Annotated in this window: 14 protein-coding genes; 6 read left to right on the top strand and 8 right to left on the bottom strand. The window is 71.6% G+C overall.

Translation table 11 applies throughout. The annotated features are described in order from the left end of the window. Window positions 1-17 precede the first annotated feature (17 nt). Window positions 18-1457: a trehalose-6-phosphate synthase gene (locus EJF31_RS13725; RefSeq protein ID WP_125037560.1), complete on the top strand. Its 1440-nt coding sequence runs from the start codon at window positions 18-20 to the stop codon at window positions 1455-1457. A 106-nt stretch (window positions 1458-1563) separates the two neighbouring features. Next, window positions 1564-2877 (top strand): alpha/beta fold hydrolase, encoded by a 1314-nt coding sequence (locus EJF31_RS13720; protein WP_125037559.1) that lies wholly within the window; start codon window positions 1564-1566, stop codon window positions 2875-2877. Between the two features lie 80 nt (window positions 2878-2957). On the opposite strand, the gene EJF31_RS13715 is transcribed toward EJF31_RS13720, so the two are convergent. The 4 genes from EJF31_RS13715 to EJF31_RS13700 form a co-directional block, all read right to left on the bottom strand. Then, window positions 2958-4202, bottom strand: a complete 1245-nt coding sequence (locus tag EJF31_RS13715; RefSeq protein WP_125037558.1) for an IS30 family transposase — start codon at window positions 4200-4202, stop codon at window positions 2958-2960. 128 nt (window positions 4203-4330) lie between these two features. Continuing rightward, complete coding sequence (locus EJF31_RS13710) at window positions 4331-5257, bottom strand: carbohydrate kinase family protein (protein ID WP_125037557.1); 927 nt, start codon at window positions 5255-5257, stop codon at window positions 4331-4333. Then, a complete protein-coding gene (locus EJF31_RS13705) occupies window positions 5254-5904 on the bottom strand; it encodes a class II aldolase/adducin family protein (protein WP_125037556.1) in 651 nt (216 codons plus the stop codon). Before EJF31_RS13705 ends, EJF31_RS13710 begins: the two co-directional genes overlap by 4 nt. 13 nt (window positions 5905-5917) lie before the next feature. Then, window positions 5918-6571, bottom strand: a complete 654-nt coding sequence (locus tag EJF31_RS13700) for a TetR/AcrR family transcriptional regulator (protein ID WP_185736258.1) — start codon at window positions 6569-6571, stop codon at window positions 5918-5920. A 102-nt stretch (window positions 6572-6673) separates the two neighbouring features. On the opposite strand from EJF31_RS13700, the gene EJF31_RS13695 reads away from it, so the two are divergent. The 4 genes from EJF31_RS13695 to EJF31_RS13680 are packed head-to-tail and all read left to right on the top strand — an operon-like array spanning window position 6674 to window position 10839. Further along, window positions 6674-8191, top strand: a complete 1518-nt coding sequence (locus EJF31_RS13695; protein ID WP_125037554.1) for an FAD-dependent oxidoreductase — start codon at window positions 6674-6676, stop codon at window positions 8189-8191. Then, window positions 8188-9288, top strand: coding sequence for an SMP-30/gluconolactonase/LRE family protein (locus tag EJF31_RS13690; protein ID WP_125037553.1), 1101 nt, complete (start codon window positions 8188-8190; stop codon window positions 9286-9288). Before EJF31_RS13695 ends, EJF31_RS13690 begins: the two co-directional genes overlap by 4 nt. Window positions 9289-9344: 56 nt before the next feature. Further along, a complete protein-coding gene (locus EJF31_RS13685; RefSeq protein ID WP_125037552.1) occupies window positions 9345-10037 on the top strand; it encodes a uracil-DNA glycosylase in 693 nt (230 codons plus the stop codon). Window positions 10038-10065: 28 nt separating this feature from the next. After that, window positions 10066-10839: a dioxygenase gene (locus EJF31_RS13680; protein WP_125037551.1), complete on the top strand. Its 774-nt coding sequence runs from the start codon at window positions 10066-10068 to the stop codon at window positions 10837-10839. 122 nt (window positions 10840-10961) lie between these two features. On the opposite strand, the gene EJF31_RS13675 is transcribed toward EJF31_RS13680, so the two are convergent. The 4 genes from EJF31_RS13675 to EJF31_RS13660 are packed head-to-tail and all read right to left on the bottom strand — an operon-like array spanning window position 10962 to window position 16128. Further along, the gene (locus EJF31_RS13675) at window positions 10962-11927 is read right to left on the bottom strand and encodes a class I SAM-dependent methyltransferase (RefSeq protein WP_260430833.1); all 966 of its coding nucleotides are present in this window, start codon (window positions 11925-11927) and stop codon (window positions 10962-10964) included. A gap of 40 nt (window positions 11928-11967) precedes the next feature. Further along, window positions 11968-12927 carry an aldo/keto reductase gene (locus tag EJF31_RS13670; protein ID WP_221767542.1) on the bottom strand — a complete coding sequence of 320 codons (960 nt, stop codon included), beginning with the start codon at window positions 12925-12927 and terminating at the stop codon, window positions 11968-11970. A 16-nt stretch (window positions 12928-12943) separates the two neighbouring features. Then, window positions 12944-14503, bottom strand: coding sequence for a succinic semialdehyde dehydrogenase (locus tag EJF31_RS13665; RefSeq protein ID WP_125037550.1), 1560 nt, complete (start codon window positions 14501-14503; stop codon window positions 12944-12946). Next, window positions 14500-16128 carry a GMC family oxidoreductase gene (locus tag EJF31_RS13660; protein WP_125037549.1) on the bottom strand — a complete coding sequence of 543 codons (1629 nt, stop codon included), beginning with the start codon at window positions 16126-16128 and terminating at the stop codon, window positions 14500-14502. Before EJF31_RS13660 ends, EJF31_RS13665 begins: the two co-directional genes overlap by 4 nt. Between the last annotated feature and the right edge of the window lie 63 nt (window positions 16129-16191).

Here is a 16191-nt window from a genome sequence, read left to right as displayed (position 1 = left end):
TGACTAGGGTTGGGGCCGTGCCAGCCGCCGGAACCGCCGATCTCGTCATCGTCGCCAACAGGTTGCCCGTCGACCGGGTGACCCTGGCCGACGGCAGCCCGGGCTGGCGCACGTCGCCCGGCGGGCTGGTGACCGCGATCGAGCCGGTGCTCCGCGCCAACGACGGCGTGTGGGTGGGCTGGCCCGGCGGCACCGAGCAGGACCTCCAGCCGTTCGAGTTCGACGGGCTCTCGCTCGTGCCGATGACGATGTCGGCCGAGGAGGTCAAGGACTTCTACGAGGGCTTCTCCAACGGCACCCTCTGGCCGCTCTACCACGACGTCGTGGCCAAGCCGGAGTTCCACCGCGAGTGGTGGGACGCCTACGTCGGCGTCAACCAGCGCTTCGCCGAGAAGGCCGCCGAGCTCGCGTCCGAGGGCGCGACCGTGTGGGTCCACGACTACCAGCTCCAGCTGGTGCCGCAGATCCTGCGCTCGCTGCGACCCGACCTGCGGATCGGCTTCTACCTGCACATCCCCTTCCCGCCCGCCGAGCTGTTCCAGCAGCTCCCGTGGCGGCGCCAGATCCTCGAGGGGCTGCTCGGCGCCGACCTCGTCGGCTTCCAGATGAACGGCGGCGCCCAGAACTTCGTGCGCCTCGTCCGCCAGCGGGTGGGACACAAGACCCACCGCGACCTCGTCTACCTGCCCGACGGCCGCACCGTGAAGGCGGCGGCGTTCCCGATCTCGATCGACGCGAAGGGCTTCGAGGAGCTGGCCCGCTCCGAGCAGGTGGAGAAGCGTGCGGAGACGATCCGCGACGCGCTCGGCAGCCCCCGCAAGGTCTTCCTCGGGGTCGACCGCCTTGACTACACCAAGGGCATCTACGCCCGGCTGCGCGCCTTCAGCGAGCTGATCATCGACGGGCACTTCGACGTCGAGGACGCCGTCTTCGTGCAGGTCGCGACGCCCTCGCGGGAGCAGGTCGAGCAGTACCGCATCCTGCGCGACGAGATCGACCGGCTCGTCGGCCACATCAACGGCGACCTCGGCCGGATCGGCCGCCCGGCGATCTCCTACCTGCACTCCTCCTACCCGCGCGAGGAGATGGCCGCGCTCTACCGGGCCGCCGACATCATGGTCGTCACGCCCTACCGCGACGGCATGAACCTCGTGGCCAAGGAGTACGTCGCGACCCGCTACGAGGACGACGGGGCCCTGGTCCTCTCGGAGTTCGCCGGTGCGGCCGACGAGCTGCGCCAGGCCTGGCTGGTCAACCCCTACGACATCAACGGCATGAAGACCGCCCTGCTCGAGGCCTACGCCGCCGACGAGCGCGAGCGCGGCCGTCGGATGAAGGCGATGCGCAAGACCGTGCTCCAGCACGACGTCGCCGCCTGGGCCGACGCGTTCCTGCTCGAGCTGGCCGCCGCCCGCGGTGCGCACGGCAAGACCGTGCGACCGGCCAAACGGTCGTGAGGTCGCGCGGGACGCCGTACGTCTGCGCCGGGGTGAGTCAGGCATGTGGCGCTTTCAACTGTCCATCCGGGCGCGTCGGACCGCGGGGTCCGGTAATTTTCGCCCCATGGATCTGATCCCCAAGGCCGATCAGGTCGTCTCCGCAGCGAGCAACGTCGCCCACAAGATGTTCTACGGCGGGCTGGCGGACCTCCGGCCGATGCCTCGCACGCTCATCGACGAGGGCACCCTGCGCGAGCTGTACCACTACCGGCCGGCCGCGAAGGTGCAGGAGCAGGGCGACCCCGTCCTGCTCGTGACCCCGCTCGCCGCCCCCGCGCTCTGCTTCGACCTGCGCCGCGGCTGCTCCCTCGTGGAGCACTTCGTGGCGGCGGGCCGCCCGACGTACCTCGTGGAGTACGGCGAGGTGTCGTTCAAGGACCGTGCCCTGGGCATGGAGCACTGGATCGACGAGGTCATCCCGACCGCGATCCGCGAGACCTCGATGCACGCCGGCGGCCGCCCCGTGCACGTGATCGGCTGGAGCCTGGGCGGGATCTTCTCGCTGCTCACCGCCGCCGACCAGCCGGACCTGCCGATCGCGTCGGTGACCGCCCTCGGATCGCCCTTCGACGTGTCGCTGGTGCCGCTCGTGGCGCCCCTGCGGCCGCTGCTCAGCATCGCCCCCGGCCGGGGCATCACCCGCACCTACCAGGCACTGGGCGGGGCCCCGAAGCCGCTGGTGAAGTGGGCCTTCCAGCTCTCGTCGTTCCAGAAGATGGTGACCAGGCCGCTGGCCGTGGCCACCCACCTCGACGACACCGAGTTCCTCGCGCAGATCGAGGCGGTCGACCGGTTCACCGCCAACATGATCGCCTACCCCGGCCGGACCTTCGGGCAGCTCTACCACCGCTTCGTGAAGGGCAACGCCCTCGTCGGCGGGTCCATCGACTTCGGCGACCGGACCATCTCGGTGGCCGACATCAAGGCCCCGGTCCTGGTCTTCGGCGGCGCCACCGACGGCATCGCCCCGATCCCGGCCGTCAAGGCGGTCGTGCCGCTGCTCTCCTCCTCGGAGGAGGTCCGCTTCGAGGTCGTCCCCGGCGGCCACCTCGGCATGCTCACCGGCCGCTCGGCGCGCACCTCGACCTGGCGGGTGATGGACGAGTGGATCTCGCAGTGGTCCTCCGACGCCGAGGACGAGCCGACCCCCGAAGCTGCCGCGAAGAAGGCCCCGGCGAAGAAGGCTCCGGCGAAGAGGACTCCGCCGAAGAAGGCCGCCCCGCGGAAGGCGGCGGCCTCTGCGGCGTCGAAGCACGGCGTGCCCGCGAAGAAGGCCGCCCCCGCGAAGAAGACCGCGAAGAAGTCCAGCCCGGACGCGATCGGGTCCAACCCGTCGCGTCGCTACGGCTCCGGTGGGTCGCGGGCGCTGACCCGCTGACGGCCGGCGGGCGGAATCACCGGTCAACCGGTGATTCCTGACGTTCTGGAGGGGGCGGGCTCAATCGGTGTTAGCAACGGTCATGCTGCTGCCGGGTTGGCGAGCAGTCGGGCGAGTGCTTGGGCTGGGGTCTGCATGTCGAGGGTAGGACGGGGCCGGGCGTTGAGCTTCGCGGCGACACGGGCGAGGTCGTCTGGGGTGTGGGTCGCCAGGTCGGTGCCCTTCTCGAACCAGAACCGCAGCAGCCGGTTGGTGTTCTCGTTCGACCCGCGCTGCCAGGGCGCGTGGGGGTCGCAGAAGAAGATCGGCATCTCCAGGGCGACTTCGATGTCGCGGTAGAGGGCGAGCTCGACGCCACGGTCCCAGGTCAACGAGCGACGCAGGTGGATCGGAAGCTGACTCATCTCCCGGATCATCGCCTCGGCCACGCTGGTGGCGTCGTGACGGCCCGGGAGATGGAGCAGGATCACGAACCGGGTCGAGCGTTCGACCAGGGTCCCGATCGCGGACTGGTTGCCGGCGCCCATGATCAGGTCGCCTTCCCAGTGCCCTGGCACGCCGCGGTCGGCGGCCTCCTCGGGCCGGTCCCGGATCGTGAACGCTTCGCGGTACAGGCTCTTCCCGCGGCCGTCGTTGTGCCCCTGGGGTTTGCGGGCACGTCGTTTGGTCAGCAGCTGCGCGGCCAGGTCCTTGCGCAGGCTGCCGCGGGTCTGGACGTACAGCGCCCGGTAGATCGTCTCGTGCGACACGCGTGCCATCCTCGCCTGCCCGTCACTGCCTGGATGGTCGGCCCGCAACGCCGCGGCGATCAGTTCGGGTGACCAGCCGTCGTCCATCCAGGTCTCGATCCGGCGACACAGCCCCGGGTTGTCGTGCAGCTTGAATGCTTTGGGGCGTCGGCGACGTTCGTGCGCGGCACGGTGCGCGACCGCACCCCAGTAGGAGCCGTCGGGGCCGCGGTTGCGAGTGACCTCGCGGCAGACCACCGACCTGTCACGGCCGATAAGCCGCCCGATCTGGGCGTAGGAACAGCCACACATCAACCCGACCGCGATCATCGAGCGGTCCTCGCTGGTCAACGGGCGCCGTGCCCGGGCCGGCTCGTCGGGTCCGCTCGCACCGGGCACCATCGACGGCACGGTCCCGGGCAGGCCGCCCCTCGCGCCGAACCGGATCACTGGAGTCACAAGACCCGAGGATCGCCACCACGATGAGGCAGTCTCTCGCGACACACCGACTCCGTCCGCGGCCCGTGACAGCGATGCACCGCCACAGACCAACTCGAAGAACTCAGCACGCGTCTCGTAGGAGAACAACTTCGGCACAACAACGCTCCCATCGGGTCAGCGTTGCTTCGACCGATTGAGCCCGCCGGGTTGCAACGCCCGAAAACGTCAGGAAGTGCCCGGTCGGTGGGGCTGGTGGGACGCGTGATGCACGGGCCCGACCCCCGTCACCGGGCCGGCGTGCTCCGCGCGAACTCCTCGACGGACTCCAACGTGTAGCTGCCGTGGTCGGTGCCGAGGCCCTGGGCGACGTGCGCGGCGGCGGCGCACCCGAGCTCGGCGGCGCCGCGGAGGTCCCGGCCGAGCGAGAGCCCGCGCAGGAAGCCGGCGGAGAAGGCATCGCCGCAGCCGGTGGTGTCCACGACCTCGATCGCGTACGCCGGCACCTCCACCACGTCGTCGGCGGTCACCACCAGCGCCCCCTTGGCACCCTGCGTCACCGCGACGCAGCCGGCCCCGGCGGCGACCAGCGCGCGGGCACCCTCCTCGAGCGACGCGGCGCCGGTGAACCCGAGCACCTGCTCGTCGTTGGGCAGGAGGTAGTCGGTGTGCGGCAGCGCGTCGGCGATCCAGGCCAGCAGGTCGGGGTCGCCGGGGGCGAGCACGTCGACGGACGTGGTCGCGCCGATCGAGCGGGCGTGGGCGAGCAGCTCCCCGGCGGCCGGACCGCCGAGGAACTCCGGCCCGCCCAGGTGCAGGTGGGTGATCCCGTCGAGCGCGGCCAGGTCGAGGTCGTCGAGGGTGAAGGCCCCGTTGGCGCCGATGCAGTGCCACGCAGGCCGGTCGCCGTTGGGTCGCACCGGGATCACCGACGCCGACGTCTGCTGGTCGGCCTTGCGCACCAGCCCGTCGACCGAGACGCCCTCGGCCGCCAGCATCGCGAGCAGGCTCGCGGCGATCGGGTCGTCCCCGACGGCGCCGTACGACGCCACCTCGGCGCCGAGCCTCGCCAGCACGACGGCGGTGCCGCCGGCGGTGCCGGCCGGGCTGAAGCGGATCGTCTCCACGAGCTGGCCCTCGGAGCCGTCGGGGATGCCGGCGATGCCGATGACGTGGGTGTCGAGGACGTGCACGCCGACGGTGGCGATCTTCATGCGGGGTTCTCCTGGGTCGTGCCGTACTGGCGGGCGATGGCCGCGACGATCACGGCCTCCTGCTCGGCGGGGGTGAGCTCGCGGGGCGTGCCGAGGGCGCTCGCGCGGTGGTGCAGGGCGGCCAGCCACTCCAGCAGCAGGGCGTGGTCGACGGCCTTGGCGAGGCTGGAGCCGATCGCGACCGAGCCGTGGTTGGCCATCAGCGCGGCCTGCCGGTCGACGAGCGCCTCCCGGACGAGCGCCGCGAGCTCGGGCGTCCCGAACGTCGCGTACGCCGCCACCCGGATCGGACCGCCGAGCAGCAGCTGCTGGTAGTGCAGCACCGGCAGCTCGTCGAGCACGCACGCGACCGCGGTCGCGAAGGGCGCGTGGGTGTGCACGACGGCGCTGGTGCCCGTGGCGGCGTACACGCCGAGGTGGAGGTCGAGCTCGGAGCTGGGCACCAGGGTGCCCTCGACCACCCGGCCGGAGAGCGTCACGACGGTGACGTCCTCGGGCGTGCAGTCGGCGAGCACCACGCCGGTCCCGGTGACGGCGACCAGGTCGCCGACCCGGGCGCTGACGTTGCCGGCGGTGCCGATCAGGAGCCCCTCGGCGGCGAGCCGTCGGGCGGCCGCGGCGACCGCCGCGACCAGGTCGCCCGTCACGCGCTCACCGGCGTCACCGGGGGATCCCGGCCAGCCCGGCCGCGGTCGCGTGCCGCTCGAGGTAGGCGGTGACCATCGTGATGCCCTCCTCGATGAGGACCGGATCGCCCTCGAAGTCGTGCTCGAAGGCCAGCTGGAAGACCCGGTCGCCCACCTCGACGGCCATCAGCGTCATCTGCTGGGTCAGGTCGGGGCCGGCGAGGCCGGCGTCGCGGGCGAAGGCGAAGAGGGTCTCGGCCACCCGGGCGTTGTGCTCGCGGCCGAACTGGTGGACCGCGGCGTTGGTGCGTCCGCGCAGGTAGATCTCCACGAAGGCGCGACGGCGGTGGTAGACCGTGACGAAGGCCAGCATCGTGGTGCGCACGACGCTGGAGACCGAGAGCACCTCGAGCTTCCCGAGGTCCTCGAGCACCTGGGCGTCCATCTCGTCCATGTCGCGCTGGGCGAGGGCGAGGAGGACGTCCTCCTTGTCGGCGAAGTACTGGTAGAGCGAGGCGACCGGGGCCCCGGCGGCCTGGGCGATGTCGCGGGTGCTCAGCGACTCGACGCCCTGCTCGACGACCAGCCGGGCCGCCGCGTCGAGGAGGCCCTCGACGCGGCGGCGGCTGCGCTCCTGCCGGGGGACCCGTCGCTTCGGGGGGGAATCGGAGGTCCGTACCGGAGGCATGGGCGTCAGCATACGACAGGAATAGAAAACTGACACATGTTCACGTTAGTATCGTTCAACTGCACCGCCCCCGCGCCGACGTACCGAGCCCCAGGAGCCGCCATGACCCAGCCCCAGCTCTCCCGCCGCACCCTGATCGGCAGCGCCTCCCTGGGCGGCCTGCTCGCCGGGGCCACCGTGGGCACCGGGGCCCTGACCGCCGGGGCCGACGCGGCCGCCGGGTCGCTGCAGGGCGCGCTCCCCCGCAAGGTCGACGTCGTCGTCGTGGGTGGCGGCATCTCCGGGCTCGTCGCGGCCCGCAAGGTCGCCCGCGGCGGCCGCAGCGTGCTGCTCGTCGAGGCCCGCAACCGCGTCGGCGGCCGGGTGCTCAACCACCACCTGACCGGCGTCGGCGAGCACGGCCAGACCATCGAGTCCGGCGGCGCGTTCATCGGCCCCACCCAGACCCACATCGCCGCGCTGGCCAAGGAGCTCGGCGTCGCGACGTTCAAGGAGTACAACACCGGCAACTCGGTCTACGTGTCCTCCACGACCGGCCGGATGGAGTACTCCGGCACCGTCCCGCCGGACCCGACGATCCTCCCGGACGCGGCCAACCTGCTCCAGCAGATCGACACGTACGCCGCGGAGATCCCCGTCGACGCCCCGTGGACCCACCCGCGGGCCGCGGAGTGGGACGCCATGACGCTCGGCGAGTGGATCCGCGCCAACGCCGCCAACAAGAACGGCGTGGAGAACCTGATCCGCTGCTGGACCCAGCCCGGCTTCGGCGCCGACCCCAGCGAGCTCTCCTTCCTCTACACGCTCTGGTACGTCGCCTGCTCGGGCGACGAGCAGAACGTCGGCACCTTCGAGCGCAACTCCGACACCGCGGGCGGCGCCCAGGAGCGTCGGTTCGTCGGCGGCTCCCAGCTGGTGCCGCTGCGCCTGGCCGAGAAGCTCGGCGACATCGTCGCGCTGGCCGCTCCGGTCCACCGGATCGAGCAGAAGGACCACGGCGTCACCGTCCACACCGTCCGGGGCAACGTCGTGGCCAAGCGGGTCATCGTCGCCGCGCCGCCGCCGCTGGTGCTCGACATCGACTGGTACCCCCACCTCCCGGCCCGCCGCCTCCAGCTGCTGCGCCACGTCGACATGGGCCAGCTGATGAAGTGCGACGCGATCTACAAGAAGCCCTTCTGGCGCGAGGCCGGGCTCAACGGCTTCGGCATCAACGACTCCGGCGCCTGCCGGGCCGTCTTCGACAACTGCCCCAAGCCGGGCGAGCCCGGCGTGCTGCTCGCCTTCGTCGGAGGCGACACCTGGCGCACCTACGGCGTGATGACCAAGGCCAAGCGCCGCAAGGCCGTCCTCGAGGGCTTCGCCGCGATGTTCGGCGACGAGGCGCTGCACCCGATCGACTACGTCGAGCACGACTGGACCCACGAGCGCTGGACCAAGGGCGGGCCGGTGGCCAACTACTCCCCCGGCACGATGCTGCAGTTCGGCTCGGCGATCCGGAAGCCGTTCGGCCGCGTGCACTGGGCCGGCACCGAGACCTCGACCTACTGGACCGGCTACATGGACGGCGCCTGCCGGGCCGGCGAGCGCGCCGCCGTCGAGGTGCTGGAGCAGCTGTGAGGCGACTGGTCGCGCTGCTCACGATCGTGGTCCTCGCGGTCTCTGCCGCACAGGGGACGGCAGAGGCCGCGCCGGCCCGCGAGAAGTGGGACACGCGGGTGTTCTCGCTGGTCCCGTCGCCGGGCTACCCGGCGTACGTCCTGGCGCACCGCAACGGACGCGTGTACGCCGGCAGCTACTCCAACCCGCAGGGCGACTCGCAGCGCTCGCGGGTCTTCGAGTGGTCGGGCTCCGGCGCGCTGCTGCGGTCGTGGACGGTGCCGGGCCAGGACCTGACGACCGAGCGCGGCGTGCAGGTGGCCAACCAGGACGCGCGCGGGCGGCTGGTGCTGCTGGAGAAGTCGCGCGCCCGGGTGATGACGCTCGACGTGCGGACCGGACACTTCCACACCTGGGCGACGCTGCCGGACCTGCCGACGTGCACGCCCGGCACCACCGGCCCCGACTGCTCCCCCAACGCCGCGGACCTGCCGGCGATCCCCAACTACGCGACATGGGGTCCGGGCGGGGCGCTCTACGTCACCGACTACGGCCAGGCGGTGATCTGGAAGATCCCGCGTGGGACGGTGGAGCCGCGGGTGTGGTTCGCCTCGCCGCAGCTCGACGGGTCCGACTTCGGGACGACCGGCATCGTCTTCCGGCCCGGTCGCCGCGACTTCCTGATCAGCCAGCAGTCGACGGCCGTCGACGCGTCGGTGCCGACCGACGGCAAGCTCTACGCCCTGCCGCTGCTGGACTCCGGGCGGCCCGGCACGCTCACGACGCTGTGGACCTCCTCCCCCGGCGACCTGCCCGACGGCTTCGGCATCGCCCGGTCCGGGCACGTCTACGTCGCCAACGCCGGCCTCTCCAACCAGCTCGTCGAGCTCGGGCCCGACGGCACCGAGATCGCCCGCTTCCCCGACGCGACCGCCAACGGCTCGACCGGCTCGTCGATCCCCTTCGACACCCCGTCCTCGGCGACGTTCTTCGGCACCCGGGTGCTGGTGGCCAACCAGTCGTACTTCGGCGACACCTCCCACCACGCGATCCTCGACGTTGCGGTCGGTGAGCGCGGGCGGGCGACGTACCTGCCGAGCTCCGCATTCTGGCGCTGAGCCGGGGAGGAATCACCGGTTAACCGGTGATTCCGGCAGGGGCTAACGTGGCCGCCATGAGCGCGCTGGCGGGACTGGTCGAACGCGGGCTGGTGGCGCCCGACTGGGCGGAGGCGCTGGCGCCGGTGGACGAGCAGATCGGCGCGATGGGGCAGTTCCTGCGGGCCGAGATCGCGGCCGGGCGCGCCTACCAGCCGAGCGGGGAGCACGTGTTCCGGGCGTTCCAGCGTCCGCTGGCCGACGTCCGGGTGCTGGTGGTGGGCCAGGACCCCTACCCCAACCCCGCGCATCCGATCGGGCTCAGCTTCGCCGTACGGCGTGACGTGACGCCCCTCCCGCCGAGCCTGGCCAACATCTACCGCGAGCTGGCCGACGACGTCGGCGTCACCCCGCCGCCGCACGGCGACCTGACCGCCTGGGCCGACCGGGGCGTGATGCTGCTGAACAGGACCCTCACCGTGCAGCCCGGGGCGTCCAACAGCCACCGCGGGAAGGGCTGGGAGCCCGTGACCGAGCGGGCGATCGTCGCGCTGGCCGAGCGGGGCGGCCCTTGCGTGGCGATCCTGTGGGGCTCCGACGCGCGCCGGCTCAAACCGCTGCTCGGCCCGATCCCCTCGGTGGAGTCGCCGCACCCGTCACCGCTGTCGGCGTACCGCGGCTTCTTCGGCAGCCGCCCCTTCAGCCAGGCCGACGCGTTGCTGGTCCAGCAGGGCGCGGCGCCGCTCGACTGGACGCTGCCGGTGGAATAAAGTTGATGCTTCAACCATTGGAGTGATCATGAACGATCGCATGCCCGCGCTGTACATCGGTCACGGCGCCCCTCCCCTCCTCGACGACCCCACCTGGTCCGGCCAGCTCGCCGCCTGGGCCGCCGACCTGCCGCGACCGAAGGCGATCCTGATCGTCAGCGCCCATTGGGAGTCCGCGCCGGTCAGCCTCACCGCCAGCGGCGCTCCCCTGGTCTACGACTTCGGCGGCTTCGACCCGAAGTACTACCGGATGACCTACGAGACGCCGGACGCCACCGCGCTGGCCACCCGGATCGCCGGACTGATGCCCGTCACCGAGCCGGTCCACCAGCACGCCAGCCGCGGCCTCGACCACGGCGCCTGGGTGCCGCTGCGGATCATGTACCCCGACGCCGACATCCCCGTGCTGCAGATGTCGCTGCCCACCCACGACCCGGTGCGCCTGATGGCGCTCGGAGAGCGGCTGCGACCGCTCCGGGACGAGGGCGTGCTCATCATCGGCTCCGGCTTCCTGACCCACGGGCTGCCGTTCCTCACCGACTTCCGCCTCGACGCGGCCGCCCCTGGCTGGTCGAAGGACTTCGACGCCTGGGCCGCCGACGCCCTCGCCCGCGGCGACGTGGACGAGCTCGCCAACTACCGTTCGAAGGCCCCCGGCATGCCCTACGCCCACCCGACCGTCGAGCACTACACGCCGCTCTTCGTCACCCTCGGCGCCGCGACGACCCCCGACGAGCCCGGCCTCCAGGTGATCGACGGATTCTGGCTGGGGCTCTCGAAGCGGTCCCTCCAGGTCGCCTGAGAGGTCGAATCGGGGCTTTCTGTCAGTCGAATCGGCACTTTCCGTCAACCCGTCGACCGAAAGTCCCGACTCGACTGACGAGAACTCCCGATTCGAGTGGTCAGAAGTCCCGATTCAACGCCTCAGGCCTCCAGCTGGAAGTGCCACACGATGCACGACGGCTTGCCGCGGAAGTTGGCGTTGGTGGCGGCGGGCGCCCACGGGTGCAGCTCCCAGATGCTGGCCGGCTCCTCGTCGCCGGCGGCCCATGGACGCACCGGCTCGTCGTCGAGGTACTCCGTGCCCGTGGCGTCGACCATGTCCTCGTCGCGGCCGACCTCCTCGCACGCCAGCACCCGCAGCCCCAGCGGCAGCGCGGCGTGCAGGAACGAGCTGGTCGAGTGCACCCACGAGCGCATGAAGCCCGGCTTGCCGTCCCGGTCCTCGAAGGCCATCGGGTAGAGCCGCGCCCCCTCCATCAGCCCGCGCGAGTCGCTGACGACGAGGTGGCCGCCGGGGCGCAGGACCCGCGCGAACTCCGCGAACACCGGCCTCAGGTCCGGCACGTGGTTGACCGCGAGGCCCGTCACGACGGTGTCCACGCTGGCGTCCGCGACCGGCAGGGCGTGCATGTCAGCGAGGTGCAGCTCGGCGTCGGGCAGCTTGGCCCGGGCCACGTCCAGCATCGCCGGTGACACGTCGGTGCCGATGATGGTGTGCCCCAGGCCCGCGAGGTACGCCGCGTGCCGACCCGTGCCGCACGCGACGTCGAGCGCCCGGCCCACCGGCAGTCGGTCGAGGATGGCGTGCACGAGCACCTGCTCGCGCTCGAGCATCAGGTTGCGGGGGCCGTCGTAGAACGGCGCCCATCCGTCGTACGCCTCGGCCGTGGGGATGACCGGTACGTCGATCCCGGCGCCGATCGAGTCCGCCGCGTCGAGGAGCGCGCGGATCTCGGCGATCCGCGCCTCGGCGTAGTCCCGGTCGAACTCGCCGTTCCACGCGCGGAACAGGGCGATCCCCTGGAGTCCGAGCAGGTAGGCCATCGGGTGCTGGCTGATCACGTCCGGCGCGAGGTCGGGCGCGGGTCCGGCAGGCAGGTGCTCCACGCGCCGAGTCTCGCCACGGTCGTCGGCAGCGGGCAACGGGTTATCCGGCGGTGATCTCGTCCAGCTCGACGAGGTCGGCCTCGGACGGCTCCCAGCGCAGCGCGGCCGCGTTGGCGCGGACCTGGTCGCCGGACGTGGCCCCCGAGATGACCGAGGAGACGGCCGGCTGGGCGGCGAGCCCCGCGATCGCGACGTCGAGGACGCTGACGTCCCGCGCGGCGGCGTACGCCTCGACCGCCTCGATCCGGTCCCAGTCGGCGGCGTCGAGCCAGGACGACCGCGACGGGTCCAGCGCGGCGCGCGAGCCGTCCGGGGCGGCCGCACCGCGGCGGTACTTGCCGGTGAGCAGGCCGTACTCCAGCGGGAAGAACGGCAGCACCCCCAGGCCGAGGTGCTCGCACGCGGGGACGACCTCGTCCTCGATCGACCGGTCGAGCAGCGAGTAGCGGTTCTGCACGGACACGAACCGCTCGAGGCCGGCCGAGCGGGCGGTCCAGTCGGCGTCGGCGACCTGCCAGCCGGCGAAGTTGGAGCAGCCGAGGTAGCCGATCTTGCCCTCGTGGACGAGGTCGGTGAGCACCGACAGCGTCTCCTCGATCGGGGTCAGCTCGTCGGGGGCGTGCAGCTGGTAGAGGTCGATGTGGTCGGTCTGCAGCCGGCGCAGCGACGCCTCGACCGCGCGGCGTACGTAGCGGCGCGACGCCCGGGCCCCGAAGTCCTCGCCGTTGGCGCCGCGCATGTCCATGCCGAACTTCGTCGCGAGCACGAACTCGTCGCGCTGCCCCTTGAGCGCCTGGCCAAGCAGCTCCTCGGACCCTCCGGCCGGGTCGCCGTAGATGTCGGCGGTGTCCAGCAGCGTCACGCCCACGTCGCGCGCCGCGGACAGGATGTCGGTGACCCCGTCGAGGTCGACGCGGCGGCTGAACGCGTTGCAGCCGATGCCGACGGCGCTGACCACCAGGCCCGAGTCGCCCAGCGGGCGATAGGTCATCTCACTCATGGGACGACCCTACGCACTAGCGGATACGGGTCCTCCGCATCATCCTCAAGCCCCCGATCATGCTCTTCACGTAGGCGTCGTAGTCCTGGCCGGGGCGGGCGCCCATGACCTGCTTCTTCAGGACGGCGAGGTTCTGCACGTCGGTGTACTTCAGCAGGCCCTGGTCACCGTGGCGGGCGCCGACCCCCGACTGCTTCACCCCGCCCGACGGCGTCCCCTTGGACGCGAACGCGGTGGCGAGGATGTCGTTGACGTTGACGTTGCCCGACTCGATCCGCCGCCCGACCTGGCAGGCGGTGGCCAGGTCGCCGCCCCAGACGGAGGCGTTGAGCCCGTAGTCGGTGTGGTTGGCCAGCGCGACCGCCTCGTCGACGGTGTCGTAGGAGTGCAGCGCGACGACCGGACCGAAGGTCTCGGTGACGCCGCAGAGCATGTCGCGGGTGACGCCCTCGAGGATCGTCGGCTCGAAGAACGCCGGCCCCAGGTCGGGCCGCGCGCGGCCGCCGGTGAGCACGGTGGCGCCCTTGGCGACGGCGTCCTCGACGTGCGAGGCCACGCGGTCCTTGTGGTCGGGAGAGACGAGCGAGCCCATGTCCGGCCCGAAGTCGTACGACGCCCCGATGGTCAGCGCCTCGGTCGCCGCGACGAACTTCTCCCGGAACTCCGCATAGCGCGAGGCCGGGAGGTACATCCGCTCGATGTGCATGCAGATCTGGCCGGTGTTGCCGAACGCGCCGAACAGCGCGCCCTGCACGACCTCGTCGAGGTCGGCGTCCTCGAGCACGATCATGGGGTTCTTGCCGCCGAGCTCGAGGCAGCAGCCGATCAGGTTGCGACCGGCCCGCTCGCCGATCACGCGCCCCGTGGCCGTCGACCCCGTGAACATCACGTAGTTGGCGTTGTCGATCAGGGTCGGCCCGACGTCGGGCCCCTCGCCGCAGACGACCTGGAAGAGGCCCTTCGGGAGCCCGGCCTCCTCGAGCAACTCGATGCCGTAGAGCGGGGACAGGGCGGTCTTGTTGTCGGGCTTGAGGACGATCGCGTTGCCGGCCATCAGCGCCGAGATCGAGTCGGAGATACCCGTGGCGAACGGGAAGTTCCACGGCGCGATGATCCCGACGACCCCCTTGGGCTGGCGGATCTCGGTCGAGGAGGACAGGAACGGCACCGGCCCGCCGCGCTTCACCGGGGCCAGCAGCTTCGGCGCGCGCTTGAGGTAGTGGCTCATCACCATCACCGGGTCGCAGGTCTCCTCGATCGCCATCCGCCGGTTCTTGCCGCTCTCGGCCTGGATCAGGTCGGTCGTGGTCTGGGCGTTGTCGAGGAAGAGCGTGTGGGCCCGCTTGAACACCGCGAGCCGCTCGGACAGCGGCCGCGCGGCCCACGCGCGCTGTGCGGTGCGGGCCACGGCGTACGCCGCCTCGATGTCGGCCGGTGTCGACTGTGGCAGCTCGACGAGCACGTCACCGGTGTAGACCTCGGTGAGCTTCCAGGTCCCGCCGCTGGTGGAGGGGACGCGCGAGACGAGCCGCTGGAGGAAGGCGTCGGTCAGCGACGCGGGACGGGTGAGGGTCATCGCAGCACCAGCTCCGCGGCCATCTCGCCGATCATGATCGCCGGCGCGTTGGTGTTGCCGCCGGTGATCGACGGCATGATCGAGGCGTCCGCGACACGCAGCCCGTCGATGCCCCGGACCCGCAGGTCCGGCGTGACCACGGCGAGCTCGTCGACGCCCATCCGGCAGGTGCCGACGCCGTGGTAGACCGACGTGGCCCGGTTGAGGATCGCGTCGCGCAGCGCCTGCCCGCGTACGGCGGCCCCGGGGTGGATCTCCTCCTTGACCGCGCCGCCGAAGGCCGCGCCGCCCATGATCTCGCGGACCATCTCCGAGCCCTCGGTGAGGACGTCGAGGTCGGCCGGGTCGGCGAGGTACTGGAAGTCGATCAGCGGCGCCGCGGTCGGGTCGGCCGACGCCAGCCGCAGGGTGCCCCGCGACCGCGGGTAGATGAGCGTCGTGAGGACGGTCAGCGCCGTCCGGGGGTCGACCTTGTGCCGGATCGGCGCGTCCTGGTTGGGCGAGACGTAGGCCCACGGCAGCAGGTGCAGCTGGAGGTCGGGGACGTCGGTGGCCTGGGAGGTGCGGAGGAACGCCAACACCTCGAAGACCGAGTTGGCCAGGAAGCTGCGGCCCGGCCGCACCGTCTCCTTCGCGAGGCCGGAGGCGAAGAAGAGGGCATTGCCCCTCATCCTCGAGCTGGTGGCGTGGAAGGTCAGCGCGTGGAAGAGGTGGTCGTGCAGGTTGTCGCCGACCGGCAGGTCGGCGAGGACGTCGATGCCGTGGTCGGTGAGGTGCTGGGCGTGGCCGATGCCCGAGAGCATCAGGATCTGCGCGGACCCCACGAAGCCGGCCGAGAGGATGACCTCCTTGCCGGCCCGGACGGTGCGCGTGCCGCCTCCCTTGCCGAGGTCGGTGACCTCGACGCCGGTCGCTCGGCCGTTCTCGATCACCACCCGGCGTACGAGCACCTCGGTCTGGAGCTCGAGGGTCGGCGGCGCGAGGTGGTGGACGTAGCCACGGGAGGCGCTGTAGCGCAGGCCGTCGGCGGCGTTCTGCTGCATCCGACTCACCCCCTCCTGCGACTCGGCGTTGTAGTCGTCGAGGACCTTCACGCCGAGCGCGTCGGACGTCGCCTGCAGGAACTGCAGCGAGCCCTCCTGCGGGATCTTGTTGCGGGTGACGCGGATCGGGCCGCCGGCTCCGCGGTAGTCGCTGGCGCCGTCCTCGAAGTCCTCCATCCGGAGGTAGGCGGCGTTGACGTCGTCGGCCGACCAGCCGGTGTTGCCCTCGGCGGCCCAGGCGTCGTAGTTGGCGCGGTTGCCGCGGACGTAGACCATGCCGTTGATCGAGCTGGAGCCACCGACGACCTTGCCGCGCGGGACCGGCATCTTCCGGTCGAGCAGGTGCTTCTGCGGGGTGGAGTAGTAGCCCCAGTCGACCCGCTTCTTGATCTCGGGCACGGCGTGCATCGGGCCGATCATGCCGGGCTTCTTCACGAGGTACTGCTCGTCGCTCTTGCCCGCCTCGAGCAGGATCACGCTCGCGCCGGACTGGGCCAGCCGGCCGGCGACGGTGGCGCCCGAGCTGCCGGACCCGACGACGACGTAGTCGGCCTCGCTGGACCGGTGGACCTGCTTGGGCATGGGGCACCTCGCGCTCGATCTGTACAAATCACGGGTCAACCCGTGATTTGCGCATAACTGTAA

It is taken from the genome of Nocardioides sp. LS1, assembly GCF_003865225.1.
Lineage (GTDB): Bacteria > Actinomycetota > Actinomycetes > Propionibacteriales > Nocardioidaceae > Nocardioides > Nocardioides ginsengisegetis.
The sequence above is the reverse complement of the archived record's forward strand: the minus strand, read 5'-3'. Positions and strand labels throughout refer to the sequence as shown.

Bases quoted from the DNA above. Each gene is read 5' to 3' on its own strand.
- EJF31_RS13660 (WP_125037549.1), bottom strand. From the start codon at position 16,128: ATGCCCAAGCAGGTCCACCGGTCCAGCGAGGCCGACTACGTCGTCGTC.
- EJF31_RS13710 (WP_125037557.1), bottom strand. From the start codon at position 5,257: ATGAAGATCGCCACCGTCGGCGTGCACGTCCTCGACACCCACGTCATC.
- EJF31_RS13720 (WP_125037559.1), top strand. From the start codon at position 1,564: ATGGATCTGATCCCCAAGGCCGATCAGGTCGTCTCCGCAGCGAGCAAC.
- EJF31_RS13670 (WP_221767542.1), bottom strand. From the start codon at position 12,927: ATGAGTGAGATGACCTATCGCCCGCTGGGCGACTCGGGCCTGGTGGTC.
- EJF31_RS13665 (WP_125037550.1), bottom strand. From the start codon at position 14,503: ATGACCCTCACCCGTCCCGCGTCGCTGACCGACGCCTTCCTCCAGCGG.
- EJF31_RS13680 (WP_125037551.1), top strand. From the start codon at position 10,066: ATGAACGATCGCATGCCCGCGCTGTACATCGGTCACGGCGCCCCTCCC.
- EJF31_RS13685 (WP_125037552.1), top strand. From the start codon at position 9,345: ATGAGCGCGCTGGCGGGACTGGTCGAACGCGGGCTGGTGGCGCCCGAC.
- EJF31_RS13700 (WP_185736258.1), bottom strand. From the start codon at position 6,571: ATGCCTCCGGTACGGACCTCCGATTCCCCCCCGAAGCGACGGGTCCCC.
- EJF31_RS13695 (WP_125037554.1), top strand. From the start codon at position 6,674: ATGACCCAGCCCCAGCTCTCCCGCCGCACCCTGATCGGCAGCGCCTCC.